13 protein-coding genes are annotated in these 18,855 nt (G+C 52.3%); 3 read left to right on the top strand and 10 right to left on the bottom strand.

Features of this window, described 5'->3' with window-relative positions:
- Positions 1-37: 37 nt before the first annotated feature.
- From odhB to sdhC, 6 genes are all read right to left on the bottom strand, one after another.
- Entirely contained in the window at positions 38-1,261 is a 1,224-nt protein-coding gene (gene odhB, locus B880_RS0100665; protein WP_017345456.1) for a 2-oxoglutarate dehydrogenase complex dihydrolipoyllysine-residue succinyltransferase, read from the bottom strand.
- Positions 1,262-1,275: 14 nt separating this feature from the next.
- Positions 1,276-4,083, bottom strand: a complete 2,808-nt coding sequence (gene sucA / locus B880_RS0100660) for a 2-oxoglutarate dehydrogenase E1 component (protein WP_017345455.1) — start codon at positions 4,081-4,083, stop codon at positions 1,276-1,278.
- A gap of 191 nt (positions 4,084-4,274) precedes the next feature.
- On the bottom strand, positions 4,275-4,991 hold the full coding sequence (locus B880_RS0100655; RefSeq protein ID WP_017345454.1) for a succinate dehydrogenase iron-sulfur subunit: 717 nt from the start codon (positions 4,989-4,991) through the stop codon (positions 4,275-4,277).
- Positions 4,992-5,009: 18 nt separating this feature from the next.
- Complete coding sequence (gene sdhA, locus B880_RS0100650; RefSeq protein WP_017345453.1) at positions 5,010-6,776, bottom strand: succinate dehydrogenase flavoprotein subunit; 1,767 nt, start codon at positions 6,774-6,776, stop codon at positions 5,010-5,012.
- Positions 6,777-7,124, bottom strand: coding sequence for a succinate dehydrogenase membrane anchor subunit (gene sdhD / locus B880_RS0100645; protein WP_017345452.1), 348 nt, complete (start codon positions 7,122-7,124; stop codon positions 6,777-6,779).
- On the bottom strand, positions 7,118-7,507 hold the full coding sequence (sdhC, locus tag B880_RS0100640) for a succinate dehydrogenase cytochrome b556 subunit (protein ID WP_017345451.1): 390 nt from the start codon (positions 7,505-7,507) through the stop codon (positions 7,118-7,120). Before sdhC ends, sdhD begins: the two co-directional genes overlap by 7 nt.
- Before the next feature lie 633 nt (positions 7,508-8,140).
- On the opposite strand from sdhC, the gene B880_RS0100635 reads away from it, so the two are divergent.
- Positions 8,141-9,424: a citrate synthase gene (locus B880_RS0100635; protein WP_017345450.1), complete on the top strand. Its 1,284-nt coding sequence runs from the start codon at positions 8,141-8,143 to the stop codon at positions 9,422-9,424.
- A 476-nt stretch (positions 9,425-9,900) separates the two neighbouring features.
- Here B880_RS0100635 and B880_RS0100630 read toward each other — a convergent pair whose 3' ends face one another.
- Entirely contained in the window at positions 9,901-11,085 is a 1,185-nt protein-coding gene (locus tag B880_RS0100630; RefSeq protein WP_017345449.1) for a nicotinamide mononucleotide deamidase-related protein YfaY, read from the bottom strand.
- Between the two features lie 175 nt (positions 11,086-11,260).
- The gene (gene elaB, locus B880_RS0100625; protein WP_017345448.1) at positions 11,261-11,587 is read right to left on the bottom strand and encodes a stress response protein ElaB; all 327 of its coding nucleotides are present in this window, start codon (positions 11,585-11,587) and stop codon (positions 11,261-11,263) included.
- A 253-nt stretch (positions 11,588-11,840) separates the two neighbouring features.
- Here elaB and B880_RS0100620 point away from each other — a divergent pair, with 253 nt between their 5' ends.
- Positions 11,841-13,496 (top strand): glucan biosynthesis protein D, encoded by a 1,656-nt coding sequence (locus B880_RS0100620; RefSeq protein ID WP_026042337.1) that lies wholly within the window; start codon positions 11,841-11,843, stop codon positions 13,494-13,496.
- Between the two features lie 171 nt (positions 13,497-13,667).
- Positions 13,668-15,707 carry a hypothetical protein gene (locus B880_RS0100610; protein WP_157060478.1) on the top strand — a complete coding sequence of 680 codons (2,040 nt, stop codon included), beginning with the start codon at positions 13,668-13,670 and terminating at the stop codon, positions 15,705-15,707.
- 73 nt (positions 15,708-15,780) lie between these two features.
- On the opposite strand, the gene nuoN is transcribed toward B880_RS0100610, so the two are convergent.
- Positions 15,781-17,238, bottom strand: a complete 1,458-nt coding sequence (gene nuoN / locus B880_RS0100605; protein WP_026042336.1) for an NADH-quinone oxidoreductase subunit NuoN — start codon at positions 17,236-17,238, stop codon at positions 15,781-15,783.
- Between the two features lie 6 nt (positions 17,239-17,244).
- Complete coding sequence (nuoM, locus tag B880_RS0100600) at positions 17,245-18,765, bottom strand: NADH-quinone oxidoreductase subunit M (protein ID WP_017345443.1); 1,521 nt, start codon at positions 18,763-18,765, stop codon at positions 17,245-17,247.
- Positions 18,766-18,855: the final 90 nt, after the last annotated feature.

Raw genomic sequence — 18,855 nt, 5'->3', positions numbered from 1 at the left:
GTGAGTTTGGCGCGCCTTCCGGCGCGCCCAGGGTAAATCAGACGTCCAGCAGCAGACGTGCAGGATCTTCCAGCAGCTCTTTGATCGCCACCAGATAGCCAACTGATTCGCGGCCATCGATCAGACGGTGATCGTAGGAGAGCGCCAGATACATCATTGGCAGGATAACCACCTGACCATTCACCGCCATTGGGCGATCTTTAATGGCGTGCATGCCTAGGATTGCACTCTGTGGTGGGTTGATGATTGGCGTTGACATCAGCGAGCCAAAGACACCACCGTTGGTGATGGTGAAGTTACCGCCGGTCAGTTCCTCTACTGTCAGCTTGCCATCACGGCCTTTCACTGCCAGCTCTTTAATTTTCTTCTCGATATCCGCCATGCTCAGCGCATCAACGTCTTTCAGCACTGGGGTCACCAGACCGCGCGGCGTTGAAACAGCAATGCTGACGTCAAAGTAGTTGTGGTAAACCACGTCTTCGCCATCGATAGAAGCGTTCACTTCTGGATAGCGTTTCAGTGCTTCAACCACGGCTTTGATATAGAAGGACATGAAGCCGAGACGCACGCCGTGACGTTTCTCGAAGGCATCACCGTACTGCTTACGCAGATCCATGATTGGCTTCATGTTGATTTCGTTGAAGGTGGTCAGCATTGCGGTGCTGTTTTTCGCTTCCAACAGACGCTCAGCAACACGCTTACGCAGGCGCGTCATCGGTACGCGTTTTTCACTGCGATGACCCACAGCTGGCTGTGCAGCTGGTGCCGCGGCTGGCTGCGGTGCCGCTTTACTGGTTTCTGCTTTCTTCGCCAGATGTTTTTCAACATCTTCACGGGTCAGACGACCGCCAACACCGGTGCCTTTGATCTGGCTGGCATCCAGTTCATGCTCGGCAATCAGACGACGGATCGCTGGGCTGAGTGCATCGTTGCTCTCTTCTTCCAGTGAAGCAGTCTGGCGCTGAGCAGGGGCTGATTCGTTGTTTTCAACTTTCGCTGAAGTCTCTTTACCTGCGCTGTTGCCCTCTTTCAGGCGACCAAGGATCTGGCGGGACAGGACGGTTGCGCCCTCTTCTTCCAGCACAGCTTCCAGGATGCCATCAGCACTAGCAGGCACTTCCAGCACAACTTTATCTGTTTCGATCTCAACTATAACTTCGTCACGCGCGACGGTGTCACCCGGTTTTTTGTGCCAGGTAGCAACGGTGGCATCCGCTACAGACTCGGGTAGATCAGGAACAAAAATATCTACGCTACTCATTATCTTTCCTTTTATTAACCAAGGTTCAGCGCGTCATTGACGAGATCTTGCTGCTGTTTCTGGTGTACTGACATATAGCCCACAGCCGGTGAGGCCGAAGCCGGACGGCCCGCGTAACGCACTGAAGCACCTTTTGGCACCACATCGTAGAAGTGATGTTGGCTGCAATACCAGGCACCCTGGTTCAGCGGCTCTTCCTGGCACCAGACGAAATCGGTGACGTGCGCGTACGCTTTCAAAATTTCCTGTACCGCTTTGTGCGGGAACGGATACAGCTGCTCGATGCGCACAATCGCCACATCGGTTTGTTCGTTTTTACGGCGCTGTTCCAGCAGGTCGTAGTAAACCTTACCTGAGCAGAACACCACACGTTTAACCTGCTGCGGATCAAGCGCATCGATTTCGCCAATCGCTGGCTGGAAGCTGCCACTTGCCAGCTCATCCAGGCTGGAGATCGCCAGCGGGTGACGCAGCAGAGATTTCGGTGACATCACAATCAGTGGACGACGCATGCCGCGCAGTGCCTGACGACGCAGCATGTGGTAAACCTGCGCTGGCGTAGACGGTACGCAAACCTGCATGTTCTGCTCAGCGCAGAGCTGCAGATAACGCTCCAGACGCGCCGACGAGTGCTCTGGGCCCTGGCCTTCGTAGCCGTGTGGCAACAGCATGACCAGACCACACATACGGCCCCACTTCTGCTCACCAGAACTGATGAACTGGTCAATCACGACCTGTGCACCGTTGGCGAAGTCGCCGAACTGCGCTTCCCAGATAGTCAGCACGCGCGGTTCTGCTGTGGCGTAACCGTATTCGAATGCCAGTACCGCCTCTTCCGACAACACGGAGTCCCAGACCTTGAATTGGCCCTGGCCGCTGTGGATATGGTGCAGAGGGGTGTAGGTTGAACCGTTAGCCTGGTTATGCACTACCGCATGACGGTGGAAGAAGGTGCCACGGCCGGAGTCTTCACCTGACAGACGTACTGGAATGCCTTCATCGACCAGCGTTGCGTAAGCGAGGTTTTCCGCACCGCCCCAGTCAAAGGCTTTATTGCCTTCGGCCATCTCTTTACGGTCGTTGTAGATTTTGGCCACGCGAGCCTGAACCTCAACCGCTTCCGGCACCTGGCTGATACGACGCGCCAGATCCTGCAAACGTTTGGTTTCTACCGTAGCCGGGTAGCTCTCATCCCACTCGTGGTTGAGATACGGCGACCAGGTAAAGGAGTGCAGGCTCATCGGACGCCATTCAGGCACCACGCACTCGCCCGCATCCAACGCATCACGGTAAAGATTGACCAGTTCGGTCGCATCTTCCAGCTTCACGACACCCACGCTTTCCAGACGGTCAGCATAGATTTTACGTGGCGTTGGGTGTTTTTTGATTTTCTGGTACATCAACGGCTGGGTGGCACTTGGCTCATCCGCTTCGTTGTGACCATGACGGCGATAGCACACCAGATCGATAAACACATCACGTTTAAAGGTGTTGCGATAGTCCAGCGCCAGGCGGGTAACAAACGCCACCGCTTCAGGATCGTCCGCGTTAACGTGGAAGATCGGGGCCAGTACCATTTTACCGATATCAGTACAGTACGGCGTTGAACGTGCATCCTGCGGGTTGGAGGTGGTGAAACCAACCTGGTTGTTGATCACGATACGCACAGTACCGCCAACCTCATAACCGCGAGCCTGCGACATGTTCAGGGTTTCCTGTACCACGCCTTGACCGGTTACTGCGGCATCACCGTGAATGGTAATCGGCAGAACTTTGTTGCTGCTTGGCTCGTCCAGACGATCCAGACGCGCACGCACCGACCCCATAACCACTGGGCTAACAATCTCAAGGTGCGACGGGTTGAACGCCAGCGCCAGGTGGACCATTCCGCCTTCGGTTTCGAAGTCAGAAGAGAAGCCCATGTGGTACTTCACGTCACCCGTACCGAGGTGTTCTTTGTGTTTGCCCGCGAACTCGTCGAACAGGTCCTGAGGTTTTTTACCCAGAACGTTAACCAGCACGTTCAGACGACCACGGTGCGCCATACCCAGTACGACTTCACGCGTACCGCTTTTGCCCGCATGGCGAATCATTTCACGCAGCATTGGAATCAGCGCATCGCCGCCTTCCAGTGAGAAGCGCTTCGCACCCGGGAATTTTGCACCGAGGTAGCGTTCCAGGCCTTCTGCCGCAGTCAGCTCTTTCAGGAAACCTTTCTTCTCTTCATTGCTGTAAGAGGCATGGCCCACCACAGATTCGAGGCGCTGCTGAATCCAGCGTTTCTCTTCTGTGTTGTTGATGTGCATATACTCAGCACCAATGGAGCCACAATAGGTCTGCTCCAGAGCCACAATCAGATCAGCAAGCTTCATAGTCTCTTTGCCGATGGCGAAAGATCCTACGTTAAAAGTTTCCTGAAAATCAGCGTCGGTCAGATCATGAAAAGCAGGATCCAGGTCCGGCACGGCGTCCTGCTTCCACAATCCCAATGGATCGAGGTTTGCGTGCTGATGCCCACGGAAACGGTAGGCATTAATCAGCTGCAGCACTTTAACTTGTTTGGAGTTAGTGGCCGGATCGGACACTGACGATGTATAACGTGTGGCATCTTTAGCCAGGCGGCGGAAATAGTCACGCGTGGTGGAGTGAAACTGCTCAGGCTTCACACCTGTTCCCTGCAACTGCAGGAACATGGTACGCCATACTTCATCGACAGAGTCAGGATCGGTCAGGAAATCCTCATAGAGTTGCTCTATGTAAGACTGGTTCGCGCCAGCCAGCCAGGAGGAGTCCAGCCAGGGCTTCATCGCGCTGTTCTGCATTTCTGATCCCTTAAGCACTATTATGCTTTTTAGAGGTTTCATCTGTTGCCGCTTTCACGGCTTGCCGTAGTGAGTTCTGCGATACGAGCCCTCTGCGGCCCGTAAGGTAACCCGGGTAAGCGTAGTCGAAAACATCGCTTACCTGGATTGCCGTAAAAAGTCGGGAACCCAGGGTTCCCGACTTGAGAGACTTACGCGCCGCGTTGCAGCAGCATCGACTTAATGTGCCCAATGGCACGCGTCGGGTTTAGCCCTTTAGGACAAACACTTACACAGTTCATGATGCTGTGGCAGCGGAATACGCTGAAAGCATCACTGATGTTATCGAGACGCGCTTCCCTTTCGGTATCACGGCTGTCGATCAGGAAGCGATATGCTGCCAGCAAGCCAGCCGGGCCGATGAATTTGTCCGGGTTCCACCAGAATGACGGGCACGAGGTTGAACAGCACGCACACAGGATGCACTCATACAATCCATCGAGATGTTCACGCTCTTCCGGCGCCTGCAAGTGCTCGCGCGCTGGCGGATTCTTCCCATCATTCAACAGGTAAGGTTTAATCTTCTCATATTGTGCGTAGAATTGCCCCATATCAACCACCAGGTCGCGGATCACCGGCAGACCAGGCAGTGGACGGATAACCACTTTTTTGGTGCCCGCACCTAAAGCAGAAACCGGCGTGATACAGGCCAGGCCATTTTTGCCGTTCATGTTCAGGCCATCAGACCCACACACGCCTTCACGGCAAGAACGACGGAACGCCAGCGTTGGGTCCTGTTCTTTCAGCAGCATCAGGGCATCCAGCAGCATCATGTCGCGGCCTTCTTCTGACACCAGGCTGTAGTCCTGCATATACGGAGCGTCGTCGACTTCCGGGTTATAGCGATAGATGGAAAATTCAATTTTCATGTTCTTCTCTCCGCAAACTTAGTAAGTACGCACTTTCGGCGGGAATGCCGCGCGCAGTTTCGGCTGCATGTTCACCTCACGGCGCGTCATGCTCTCCGATTGCGGGAGATAGAGGCTGTGGCACAGCCAGTTCTCATCATCGCGATCCGGGTAGTCGAACCGGCTATGTGCACCACGGCTTTCGGTACGGTAGTTAGCCGCAACGGCTGTGGCGTAAGCTGTTTCCATCAGGTTGTCCAGTTCCAGGCACTCAATACGCTGCGTATTGAAATCTGGCGACCGGTCATCAAGACGGGCATTTTTCAGGCGTTCACGGATGACTTTCAGCTCATCCAGCCCTTCTTTCATGGCATCACCTTCACGGAATACCGAGAAGTTGTTCTGCATGCAGCGCTGCAAGGCTTTACGAATTTCCGCAGGGTCTTCACCTTCGACGTTATTTTCCCAGCGGTTATAACGCGCCATTGCCGCTTCAATCTCTTCTTCAGTGGCATCACGCAGTGGCCCCTGCTCTTCCATGGATTCGAGCAGATGAACACCGGCCGCACGACCAAATACCACCAGGTCGAGCAGTGAGTTGCCGCCGAGACGGTTTGCACCGTGTACTGATACGCAGGCGATTTCGCCCACCGCAAACAGGCCCGGGATCAGAACGTCTTCACCTTGTTCATTCACTGTCAGTGCCTGGCCGCTAACGCGGGTCGGTACACCGCCCATCATGTAGTGACAGGTTGGAATGACCGGAATCGGTTCTTTAATCGGATCGACGTGAGCAAAGGTACGTGACAGCTCAAGGATACCCGGCAGGCGTGCTTCCAGTACTTCGGCACCCAGGTGGTCGAGTTTCAGCTTAAGGTGTGGACCCCATGGGCCATCACAACCACGGCCTTCACGAATTTCCACCATCATGGAGCGTGCTACCACGTCACGACCGGCAAGGTCTTTGGCGTTTGGCGCATAACGTTCCATGAAGCGTTCGCCATGTTTGTTGAGCAGATAGCCACCCTCACCACGACAACCTTCAGTCACCAGTACACCTGCACCCGCAATCCCGGTTGGGTGGAACTGCCACATTTCCATATCTTGCAGTGGCACGCCCGCACGCAGCGCCATACCTACACCGTCACCGGTGTTGATGTGGGCATTGGTGGTGGATTGATAGATACGGCCTGCACCGCCGGTGGCCAGAATCGTGGCTTTCGCTTTGAAATAGACCGTTTCACCGGTTTCGATGCAGATAGCCGTACATCCGACGATAGCGCCATCCTGATTTTTTACCAGGTCAAGGGCATACCATTCGGAGAAGATAGTGGTTTTGTTTTTCAGGTTCTGCTGATACAGCGTGTGCAGTAAAGCGTGACCTGTACGGTCCGCTGCAGCTGCGGTACGTGCCGCCTGTTCGCCACCGAAGTTTTTCGACTGGCCACCAAACGGACGTTGATAGACGCGGCCATCATCGAGGCGCGAGAACGGCAGCCCCATGTGTTCCAGCTCCAGAATCGCTTCCGGGCCAACGTTACACATATATTCGATGGCATCCTGATCGCCAATGTAGTCTGACCCTTTTACGGTGTCATACATGTGCCATTCCCAGTTATCTTCATGGGTGTTACCCAGCGCAACGGTGATACCCCCCTGCGCAGATACGGTGTGGGAACGGGTCGGGAAGACTTTTGATAACAGCGCACAACTCTGGCCGGACTGAGAAATCTGGAGTGCTGCGCGCATTCCTGCGCCACCGGCGCCGATAACTACGGCGTCAAATTCTCTTACTGGCAAACTCATTTACACACCCCACACTACAACAGTTCCATAAATTGCATAGGCAAACAGCGCCACCACGATAACTAACTGTGCGACCAGACGAATCGCTACGGGTTTTACGTAGTCGGTCAGCACTTGCCACATACCAATCCAACCGTGGATCAGGATGGCAAACAGCGTTAAGAGGGTGAACACCTTAGTAAAGGCAGAGGCAAAGAAGCCGTGCCATACGTCATATGTCAATGGATATGACATCACAACGAAACCAAGGAGGTAGAGGGTGTAAAGTGCAATTAACATTGCAGATGCGCGAATGAGCAGCCAGTCCTGGATACCGCTACGCCCTAGCGCGGATGCATTGCTTACCATACGAGAACTCCAGCCAAAATTGAGAGCACGACAGTGATACCAAATGCGGCATACGCTGAACGGATACCCGTTTGCAGCGTTTCCGGAAGAAAACCAAAGTCCATCAGCATGTGGCGGATACCGCCCACGGCGTGGTAAGCCAACGCGGTCAGAATGCCCCACATGATAAACTTCGCGATGAAGCTATGCATGACGATGGCCGCAGATTGAAAACCTTCCGGGGAGGAGAGCGACAAGCCCAGTAACCAGAGTAGAATCCCTACGGCGACGAACATAATGACGCCAGAGACGCGGTGGAGAATGGACGATATTGCAGTTACGGGAAACCGGATCGTTGTGAGATCCAGGTTGACAGGACGTTGTTTTTTCACGGTTTTGCCCACACAGCTCTTTTATATTTTTTACTTCCTCCGGTCCTGATGGCGGGGTCGTAGCACGAGAGTGTTTCGACTCTAACCGTCACCAAATCAGCAACATCCAGTGTTTGATTGACGCGGTAAAACAACGCTGGGTGGCTCCTGGTGTCAGGTAAATCCGGAGACCTTGTGGCAGTATAGGAGGATCACATTCCTATTACAATTCCCCTACAATCCTTATTGTCGGGATTTAGGTGGAACAGTGATCTGCCTCACGAATTTTACATTTCATACAATTTTAATCATCTGATTTGACAATAGATCAACAATTCAGTTACAAACTTAGCCTCCAACCCGCTTTGATACACAAAAGTTATGGGGATACACTTTCCCCTAAGCAGTAGTTATGTAACATTGACTGCCGTTTTCAACAATAAGTATCAGGTTATTGGTTCATAAAGAGTTATGTTATCCCGGTCCGTTCAGCCCTCTAATGCTTTAGATCAAAGCAGCGGTGTTCGCCGTAACGCGACCTCTTGCTCTGTGTCCTACACGACTTTCAATCGACAGAGTGATAATGTGAAGTTTTGCCAATCTGCAACGTGAGCGCTTTTCAGGTGTCTAAATTTCCTACCGACCAAAGGCGCTATGGAGAACAAAATGACAGATAAAAAAGTAACGCTAACCCTACAAGACAACACCCCGGTAGAGCTTAAAGTGCTGGAAGGCACCATCGGGCCGGATGTCGTTGACGTTCGCACCCTCGGCAACAGTGGTCTGTTTACCTTCGATCCGGGTTTCACTTCTACCGCATCGTGCGAATCCAAAATTACCTATATCGACGGTGAACAGGGCATTTTGCTGCACCGTGGCTATCCCATTGATCAATTAGCGACACATTCAAACTATCTTGAAGTGTGCTATATCCTGCTGAATGGCGAAGCGCCAACGCCAGAGCAGTTTGAGAATTTCCGTACGACTGTTACCCGCCACACCATGATTCACGAGCAGATTACGCGTCTGTTCCACGGCTTCCGTCGTGACTCACACCCAATGGCCGTTATGTGCGGTGTGACCGGTGCCCTGGCGGCGTTCTATCACGACTCACTGGATGTCAATCTGGAGAGCCACCGTGATATCGCTGCATTCCGTCTGCTGTCTAAAATGCCGACAGTCGCAGCAATGTGTTACAAATATTCTATCGGCCAGCCATTTGTTTATCCGAAAAACGACCTCTCCTATGCCGGTAACTTCCTGCATATGATGTTTGCAACGCCGTGCGAAGAGTACAAGGTGAACCCGATTCTGGAACGTGCCATGGATCGCATTTTGATTCTGCATGCCGATCACGAACAGAATGCCTCGACTTCAACGGTGCGTACCGCAGGCTCTTCTGGTGCGAACCCGTTTGCTTGTATCGCCGCAGGTATCGCTTCTCTGTGGGGGCCAGCACATGGCGGCGCCAACGAAGCTTGCCTGCGTATGCTGGAAGAGATCAGCACGGTTGACCACATTCCTGAGTTTGTGCGTCGTGCGAAAGATAAGAATGACTCGTTCCGTCTGATGGGCTTCGGTCACCGCGTGTACAAGAACTATGACCCGCGTGCTACCGTGATGCGTGAAACCTGTCATGAAGTGTTGAACGAACTGGGCATGAAAGACGATCTGCTGGAAGTGGCCATGGAGTTAGAGCACATCGCACTGAATGACCCGTATTTCATCGAGCGTAAGCTGTATCCAAACGTGGACTTCTATTCAGGTCTGATCCTGAAAGCGATGGGTATTCCTTCTTCTATGTTCACCGTGATTTTCGCCATGGCACGTACCGTTGGCTGGATTGCGCACTGGAAAGAGATGCACGACGATGGCATGAAAATCGCCCGTCCACGTCAGCTTTACACCGGTTATGCTGAGCGCGAGTTTAGTTCAAAACTGGCTAAGTAACCTTCGTCAGAAGTTCTTAAATCAACCGTCAGCCTTTGGGCTGGCGGTTTTTTTATACCTAAAATTATGGGAACAACTGCAAAACAATTGTCTGCTAACCTGAGAGCAATAACATCAAACCGCACGAAACGTCTTACAGCTACACCGCTCCCTGTCGGGAAGGTAATGGGGGAGATGATAGCGAGTGCTTGCCCGACATGGACGTCGGGCCAGATCGGCATGGAGCAATCTTTCCGAGCAGTCATCTCCCCCATTACCTGACCTGACCTGACCACCCAACCGGTAGCGACACGTCTCTGACAGCTACACCGCTCCCTGGCGGGAAGGTAATGGGGGAGATGATAGCGAGTGTTTGCCCGACATGGACGTCGGGCCAGATCGGCATGGAGCAGCCTTTCCGAGCAGTCATCTCCCCCATTACCTGACCTTATCACCCAACATGTAGCGGCTCACTCACCGCCGCTACACACCAGATATCAGGCCGATTTCACCGTCTCCAGAATATCAATCCAGCCATGCCCCGTGCTGACCTCACTGCCGTGCAGCCAGCGTCGCAGCATATTTTGCGCCATCATCGCGACCACTTTCTGTTGTGTTTCGTGGTTATAACGGCCAAAGCTGAACTTCACTCGCTGTCCCCAGCTACCTTCAGGCGTATGCAGTGCAATAGACACCTCGCCCTCGGCCAGCGAACCGACCAGCAGAGCAACATCCGCGTGCTGTTGAACGGCAAAAGCCCCCGCACGCGCAACCATGGCTTCCAGCGACTCTGGCTGGGCCATCAGCAACTCACCACCTCGTAATGGCACCTCGGCAGCATTCAACTGCCAGTAAACCAGGCCGGCAGTAAACTGCTCGCTCACTGCCAGCGACAACTTACGCTGCTCCAGCTCACGTGCCAGCAGCGGTTGTAACCCTTCGGTGCCTTCAAAAATTGTGCACTCTGCCAGTAACAACCGCACCTGCTGCCATACTTGCTCCATGGCAACACGTTGGCTCGCAGGGCCCGTCAACTTAATTTCGATGATTGGCATGGAAGAGCGATAACCCATGACCACCCCTTCAGGGAGTGGCAAAGGTTCCAGCTGGTTCGCAATATCACTTTCACCACGCCCAAACGTGGTGAGACGCAAGCAAAGCGGCGGTTCTGGCAGGTCAAAACGTGCTTTCAGGCGCGGAATAATCTGCTGTTCAACCATCACCTTAAATTCAGAAGGCACTCCCGGAGTGAAAAACATCCAGCAACGATTGAGCTGCATCGCAAAACCGCAGGCAGTGCCTACCGGGTTATCCAGCATCTCTGCGGTAGCAGGAATTTCGGCTTGCTTACGGTTGCTGGCAGCCATCACGCGTCCACGGCTGGCAAACCAGGCTTCCATTTTCTCCAGCCACTCCTGGTGCATCACTAACTCCGTGCCCGCTGCCTGAGCGGCTGCGGCAGAACTCAGGTCATCACTGGTGGGGCCAAGCCCGCCGTTCACAATCAATACATCCGCAATCTGACTGCGCGCCAGTAGCGTTTCCACCAGTGAACTCATGGCATCACCAACAGTGGTACGGCTGGTCATGGGTAACCCATGCTGAAACAGCACATCTGCCAGCCAGGCCGCATTGGTATCCACAATCTGTCCGTGCAGCACTTCATCGCCCGTTGCGAGCATCTCAACTCTCATTACGTGATCTCTCCTTTATCCGATGCAACTACTGTAGAAAGCCAGAGCAGGAAACACAATCAGAGTATTGGGAACGAGCATGAAAGGTGTGAGCTTTGCGGGGGAGACAACGCTGTTAGCCTGCCAGGTGCAGGCTAACAGCCTTCAAATAACACATTAGGCGTTAGCGGCGCGCCAACAGCAAGCCCAGGAACAGACCCGCAGCAGCACCGATCCCAATTCCCTGCCACGGCTTGTCATGCACGTAGTCATCGGCACGGTATACCGCCCTTTTGGCACGGTAGTAGTAGCCGTCAGAGGCCTGACTGACGCGGGATTTCACCTCATTGAGCGCCTGCTCTGCTTTCTCTTTCAGTTCGATGTAGGTCTGATCGGCAGAATCGCCCGAAGACTTCAGCACCTCTTCCAGAGTTTTAGTCAGCAACGCGAGATCTTCATTCGCGCGAGTTTCAAACTGATCGGGATTGTATTGATCATCAGAATAAGACACGTAGTGATTCCTCCATGTTATGCCATCGTTGCTGCTTAACTATAGACGCTAATACTGTTTTCACCGCATTACAGCGGAGGTTCTGGCAATAAAAACAGGTTCGCGAATCAGATGAATCTGATACATTTTCTGCGGACTGAATTTTCCCGTTTAACGGCTGTCGTACCCCCTTGTAGCCTGTATTTTCAGGCCATACGCGAGGTGCGACAGCACGACAACTAAGACAACCCGAACTCAGGATAAGATTTCTGGCATGAATCGAAGAATGTTTATGAAAGCGTCAATGGCCTTCTCCGCTGTCAGTGGCATGACAGGCCTATCCACCCTGTTTGCGCAGTCCGCCTGGGCAGATGACGGCATCGCCGATGGCACAGCAGTCCGCTTCGATTTTGAGGTGCTGAAACAAAAAGCGGCCAGCCTGGCAAAACAGCCCTGGGGAGGGCAACCCGGCCCACTGCCGCAAACGCTGGCTGACCTGACGCCGCAGCAATACAACGCCATTCAGTATGACGCCAACCACTCACTGTGGAACAACATCCCCGATCGCGAGTTGGATGTGCAATTCTTCCACGTTGGCATGGGGTTCAAACGGCGTATCCGCATGTTCTCTGTTGATGCTGAAAGCCGCCAGGCTCGGGAAATTCACTTCCGCCCAGAGTTGTTTAACTATCACGATGCGGATGTCGATACTAAGCAGCTTCAGGGTAAAACGGACCTCGGCTTTGCGGGCTTCCGCGCGTTCAAAAAACCCGAACTGGCGCGCCGTGACATTGTCTCGTTCCTCGGGGCCAGCTACTTCCGTGCGGTGGATGAAACCTATCAGTACGGTCTTTCCGCGCGTGGTGTTGCCATTAATACCTTTGGCAGCCACGAAGAGTTCCCTGACTTCACCGCGTTCTGGTTTGAAACGCCCAAAGCCGACGATACCACCTTCACCGTTTACGCGCTGTTAGACGGTGCCAGCGTGACCGGTGCGTACAAATTTACGATTCACTGTGAAGAAAAGCGCGTGGTGATGGAGGTCGAAAACCACCTCTTTGCGCGTAAAGATATCGAACAGTTGGGTATCGCGCCGATGACCAGCATGTTCAGCTGTGGCACCAACGAGCGCCGTATGTGCAACACCTACCACCCGCAAATCCATGACTCAGATCGCCTTGCGATGTGGGCAGGTAGCGGTGAATGGATCGCTCGTCCACTGGACAACCCGCAGCGTCTGCAATTTAACGCCTATCAGGATGAAAATCCGCGTGGTTTCGGTCTGCTGCAACTCGACCATAATTTCGAAAACTATCAGGATGTTATCGGCTGGTATGACAAACGTCCAAGCCTGTGGGTCGAACCGGTGGGCAAATGGGGTAAAGGGTCTATCAACCTGATGGAAATCCCCACGACCGGCGAAACGCTGGACAATATTGTCTGCTTCTGGCGACCGGCAGCACCGGTTAAGGCAGGCAGCGAATTCAACTTCAGCTATAAACTCTACTGGAGCCAGCTGCCACCGGTACGCAGCAGTCTGGCACGGGTTGGCGCTACCCGTACCGGCATTGGCGGCTTCCCGGAAGGCTGGGCGCCGGGCGAACATTTCCCGGAGACCTGGTGCCGACGCTTTGCGATTGATTTTATCGGCGGAGATTTGAAAGCAGCAGCACCGAAAGGCATTGAGCCGGTAATCACGGTTTCTGCGGGTACGATTAAGCAGGTCGAAATACTCTATGTCGAACCGCTAGACGGCTATCGCATTCTGTTCGACTGGTATCCAAACAGTGATTCAACCGCACCAGTCGATATGCGCCTGTTCCTGCGCACCAAAGAGGAAACGTTGAGTGAGACATGGCTCTATCAATACTTCCCGCCTGCCCCGGATCAGCGTAAATACACTGACGACCGGCAAATGACTCCAGTTTAATTCAGCGCGGCGAGATGTTTTCTGTCTCGCCCCTTTCTTCTGAAGCCAGCCTCTTATAACCTTATCCAACTATACGAACTCGTTTCCTCTTAAAGCGACTGAATATTTACCCGCAGCAATGCTGATTTCGGGAAAATGACTTTATTCATTTTGACTTAAATGAGGAAAATTATGCCTTCTTTAATTTCAGCCTGGAGTTTCACAAATAGTGGTGGAATATTTCAGGGAGAGCATCCACTTCATCTTCGCCATCACCAGGGAGATAACAGTAAAGAAAATACCATGACGGCCTGGCCCTTCCCTGGCGCAGAAGCTAAAAGAGGCCGTGGAAGAGTTAAGCCGATTAAAACCGTCACGATTAAAACCAAAGCACCGCGGCCTGCATCAACCAGACGTAATCCCTTGTTACGCCGCACTCCCAGCCAGTCTACCATCAGGCTCAACAACAATAGTGCGACGCGCAATGCACCGGTTGTGCCTGCCGTAACACACAGTAACAGTGCGACAGGAAATGTAGACAGTGCCAAAGAGAGCATGACGGTTTCCGCCTCCTACAACAGTTATGTCGGGAAACGAAATAAGCTGGCTGAAATTAATCGACCTGAAAGTGAAGATAAACATAGCATCCGAAAAGATCCGCCATCCGCTGTAAAAAAATCGGGCAGTAGCATTGCAAAGTCATTGGTTAATGCTATTCCCACTCCTGCGAGTACGACCAGTACGACTATCCCTCCCCTGAACGTCTCATTTAGCGGTGCGGTTCCCATAAAAACAGCAGTCTCTCTGGCATGTTTTGATTTTACTGATACCACGGAAGCAGAAAGCCATTTGCAGCAACAAATCACAGAGCAAAAGAACAATTACTTCTGCGTCAAGCCAGGTAATGAGGAGTTATTTAATCGCTTTTTCACATCAGGCCTGAAAATAACATCCCATTCTGATATTACCGCGATGTGCATGCTATCCTGCCGACATAATTCACCCAAAGATAAAGAAATTTTCGAGTTCACAGGATACAGTCAAAAAGAAAACATGACTTTAGCAACAAGCAGCAGTCGAGATAACAAAAAAAATCCAGAAATGTATTCCGTAGTCACCCTGTCATTACTCCTTCCAGATGAAGCAAAGAACCGAACCCTACCAAAATCGCTAATACTACCCGCCAACAGTTTCAAGATAATCAACTTCCCAGATATCTCGGGTGAATATCATCATTTTCTGGCCTTCCATGCAAATCAACATGGCTCAGATAATGGTTTCAATGCTGGCATTTATCCAGTTAATGTGCAGGATGGTGTATTTGTTCTTAAACACCCTCATTCTGGTCTTGAGTTTAGTAGCTCAAGCCTGGAGAGCCTTGTTTCAGGCTTAATCAAGCAAACTGGGTTTTCATACGCATTTGATTCCGCTTCACAAAAATCAAAAAATGCCTTGAGCATTAGAGAAATCGTTCCGACTTATGCCCAATCACTATTTATTAGTAATAATGAAACCATTTCAGACTCTATAACACGAAATAAAATAAACCCTGAACTTTCATTTATATCATCTTACCCTACCGATGAAAACAACGGAGAAGGTTCATTAATCAAAGGCAGCTTTACACTTATTAATGACACATTATGCTATGTCGATTTTAAAGGTGTCAAAGGTGAAATGGCATTGAATATAGAAGTGGGCGACCCAGGTAAAATAAGAATTCACATCACAAGCCAGCAAGAGGCGGATTTATTCAATCATCTGGGGGTGAGCCTGGCAACATCTTATCGCAAAGAGGAGTTAGTAGAATTAATGGATTCCAAAGGGATCACTTATTTACCTAATGATGGCTCACCTTATGTTTCACTGCCGGCTAAATCTGATGATTTTTATATCGATACAATTTATCAAGATGATAGTGGTGAAAATAAAAACATCCATTCCGTAGGGAATGGTAAGTCAGTATCCTTACCCAAATACACCAACTGTTTTAGCATCAGCAATAAACCCCTCTACTTGTACGACCGAAATGGCCGCTTTCGTACAATAGAATTCAACTCCACTCTACCCGGAGAAATATTGATGATGAAAGACAATACAGAAGCTGATGAATCATTCGTTACAAAACGATTTAACATCACCCCTGATCGTTATTACCGTCGCGATGAGTTGATGAATATACTGAAAGGCATGTCATTCGTTCATCACCCGGAGATGATATTGCCGCATTAATTGGCTTTGCAGGAATTCAGTTTTCTTTGTTAAACAAGAACCGCATAACAATGCGGTTCTTGTTTGATGATACTTACATCAGCGGCTGTGCAAGGCGCACCAGATCAATCAGCGGTTGCGGATAAACCCCCAGCACCAATACCAGAATGGCCGAGATCAACACCACGATGCCGCCCGCGGTATAAGCCCAGTTGGCTGGGGTATCACGGGTATGCAGCTCTGGTGGGTTCAGGTACAGGCTCACTGTGACGCGCAGGTAGTAATAGAGGCCAATCGCACTCCCCGCCACCACGGCACCGGTCAGCCACCACAGATGCGCATTAACACCGGAAGCCATCACGTAGAACTTACCGATAAAGCCCAGCGTCATTGGGATACCCGCCAGGGACAGCATCATCACCGTCATCACCGCAGACAGAATTGGACGATGCCAGAACAGGCCGCGATAGGAATACAGTGAATCCGCATCCGGTCCACGATAGGGAGAAGACATCAGGCTAACGACACCAAACGCGCCGAGGCTACTGAACAGATAACCTGCCAGATAGACACCCGCCGTTTCCAGCGACAGCTGCTGTGTTTTAACCGCAATCAGCGCCACCAGCAGATAACCGAGATGAGCAATTGAAGAGTAACCCAGCAGGCGCTTGATGTTGCTCTGCGAGATCGCCATCAGGTTACCAAACAGGATGGAAACAAAGGCTATCACACCCAGCACGGTTCGTACTGCTTCGCTGTCGGTGACCGGTGCATACAGGAACAGACGCATCACCACACCGAAAATCGCGATCTTACTGGCCGTTGCCAGGAAGGTGGAAACCGGAGCAGGTGCGCCCTGATACACATCTGGCGTCCACAGGTGGAACGGCACCAGTGACAGCTTAAAGCCCAGGCCGATAATCAGCATCCCCAGACCCATCAACAGCAACGGTTGCTGCAATACCGTGTCGCTCAGGCTTTTCCCCAGTTGCACAAAGCTCAGGCTACCGGAGTCGGCATAAATCAGGGCAATACCAAACAGCAGGAAGGAAGAAGCGGCTGCCGAAAGAATGGTGTACTTCAATGCCGCTTCCAGCGAACGCTTCTGGCGGAAGGCATAACCAATTAACCCGAACAGCGGCAACGACAGCAGCTCAATGCCAATGAACAGCGCCATTAAATGATTGGCGCTGGCCAGGACGATACCGCCCAGTGCGGCAATCAGTACCAGTAGATAGAACTCATCTTTGTTATCGGGATAACCCCCCAGCCATGGGTAAGCAAAGGTGCAGGTTGCCAGGCTAGCGAGGATCACCAGCGCCGTATAGAACATCGAAAAACCATCTACGCGCAGCAGCGGTGTGACATCCATCGCCCCGACGTGGCCGACAAACCACAGTGAAGCCAGCGCGACGTTGAGACCAATCACCGTCAGGGTGGCGTTAACAAAGTGGTTGCGTCGCCACGCAATGGACAGCATCACCACCACCACTGTTAACCCAGTGATCAACAGCGGCAGCAGCGCAATCAATTGTTGAGGAGTTATTGTCATGGCGAATTACGGCCTTGTAGTTGAAATTGAAGCGGTAAACCACTGCTGAATGTTGCTCATCGCAGCGTGGGAAGTGTCGAGGATAGGCTGTGGATAGACGCCCAGCAGCACCAGCAACACCACCAACACCATAATCATGATGAACTCACGCGCAGACATTCCTGGCAGCGGAGCTTTAGATTTCGCTTCACCGTAGTAGGCGCGCTGCATCATGATCAGGGAGTAGACCGAGGCGAACACCAGACCAAAGGTAGCAATCACAATGATCACCGGCACCACCTGGAAACTGCCGGTCAGAATCATGAATTCACCGGCAAAGTTACCGGTACCCGGCATACCCAGGTTGGCAACGGCGAAGAACAGTGACAGGCCCGGAATCCACTTAATGCGTGACCACAGCCCACCCATCTGACGCATATCGCGGGTGTGCAGACGTTCATACAGCTGACCACACAAGATAAACAGTGCAGCAGCCGACAGACCGTGAGCAATCATCTGCACCACAGCCCCCTGGAACGCCAACTGGCTGCCGGTGTAGATGGCAATCAGCACAAAGCCCATGTGGGAAATCGAGGTGTAGGCGATCAGACGTTTGATATCCGTCTGAGAGAACGCCATCCAGGCACCGTAGAAGATACCAATAATACCGAGCCACATCGCAATCGGTGCAAACTCAGCCGAAGCATGCGGGAACAGCGGCAGGCTGAAGCGCAGTAAACCGTACGCAGCGGTTTTCAACAGAATACCCGCGAGGTCTACTGAACCGGCAGTCGGAGCCTGGCTGTGTGCATCTGGCAACCAGCCGTGCAGGGGCACCACCGGCATCTTCACCGCAAAGGCGATAAAGAAGCCCAGCATCAGCAGATACTCAACGTTATGTGACATTGGGGTCTTCAGCAGCTCTTCATAGCTGAACGTCCACACGCCGGTGGCGTTGTAGTGGACAAACACCAGCGCCAGAATGGCGATCAGCATGATCAGGCCGGAAGACTGGGTATAGATGAAGAACTTGGTCGCGGCGGTGATACGGGTTTTACCGTCAGAGGCTTTGTGGCCCCACAGTGCGATGAGGAAGTACATCGGCACCAGCATCATTTCCCAGAAGAAGAAGAACAGGAACATGTCGATGGAGAGGAACACACCAATCACACCACCGAGGATCCACATCAGGTTGAGGTGGAAAAAGCCCTGATACTTCTCAATTTCATTCCACGAACAGAGTACAGCCATCAGACCGAGCAGCCCGGTCAGCACCACCATCAGCAGTGACAGGCCATCAATCGCCAGATGGAAGTTGATACCAAAACGCGGGATCCAAGAGACGATAAAGCTCGACTGCCACTGCGGCAAGCCGCTCGCCTGAGTCAGTGAATAGCCACCCTGCATCCACAGCTGCAGTGAAAGCACCAGGGTGAGAGCCATGGTGACCAGTGCGATCCAGCGTGGCACTTTCGCGCCGAGGCGCTCTGCCAGCCAGCACAGCAGGCCTCCAACAAACGGTATTACGATCAGCCACGGTAATAACACGGCGTAGTATCCCTTTTCTTAACCTGCGTGGGGGTTATCCAGTTTTACCGGTCATACACCAACCGGCTCTGTCGATAACCGCCGCAGCAT

Origin of the sequence: Pantoea sp. A4 (assembly GCF_000295955.2) — a bacterium.
GTDB lineage: Bacteria > Pseudomonadota > Gammaproteobacteria > Enterobacterales > Enterobacteriaceae > Pantoea > Pantoea multigeneris.
Note: the sequence above shows the minus strand (reverse complement) of the source record. Positions and strands in the feature narration are given on the sequence as shown.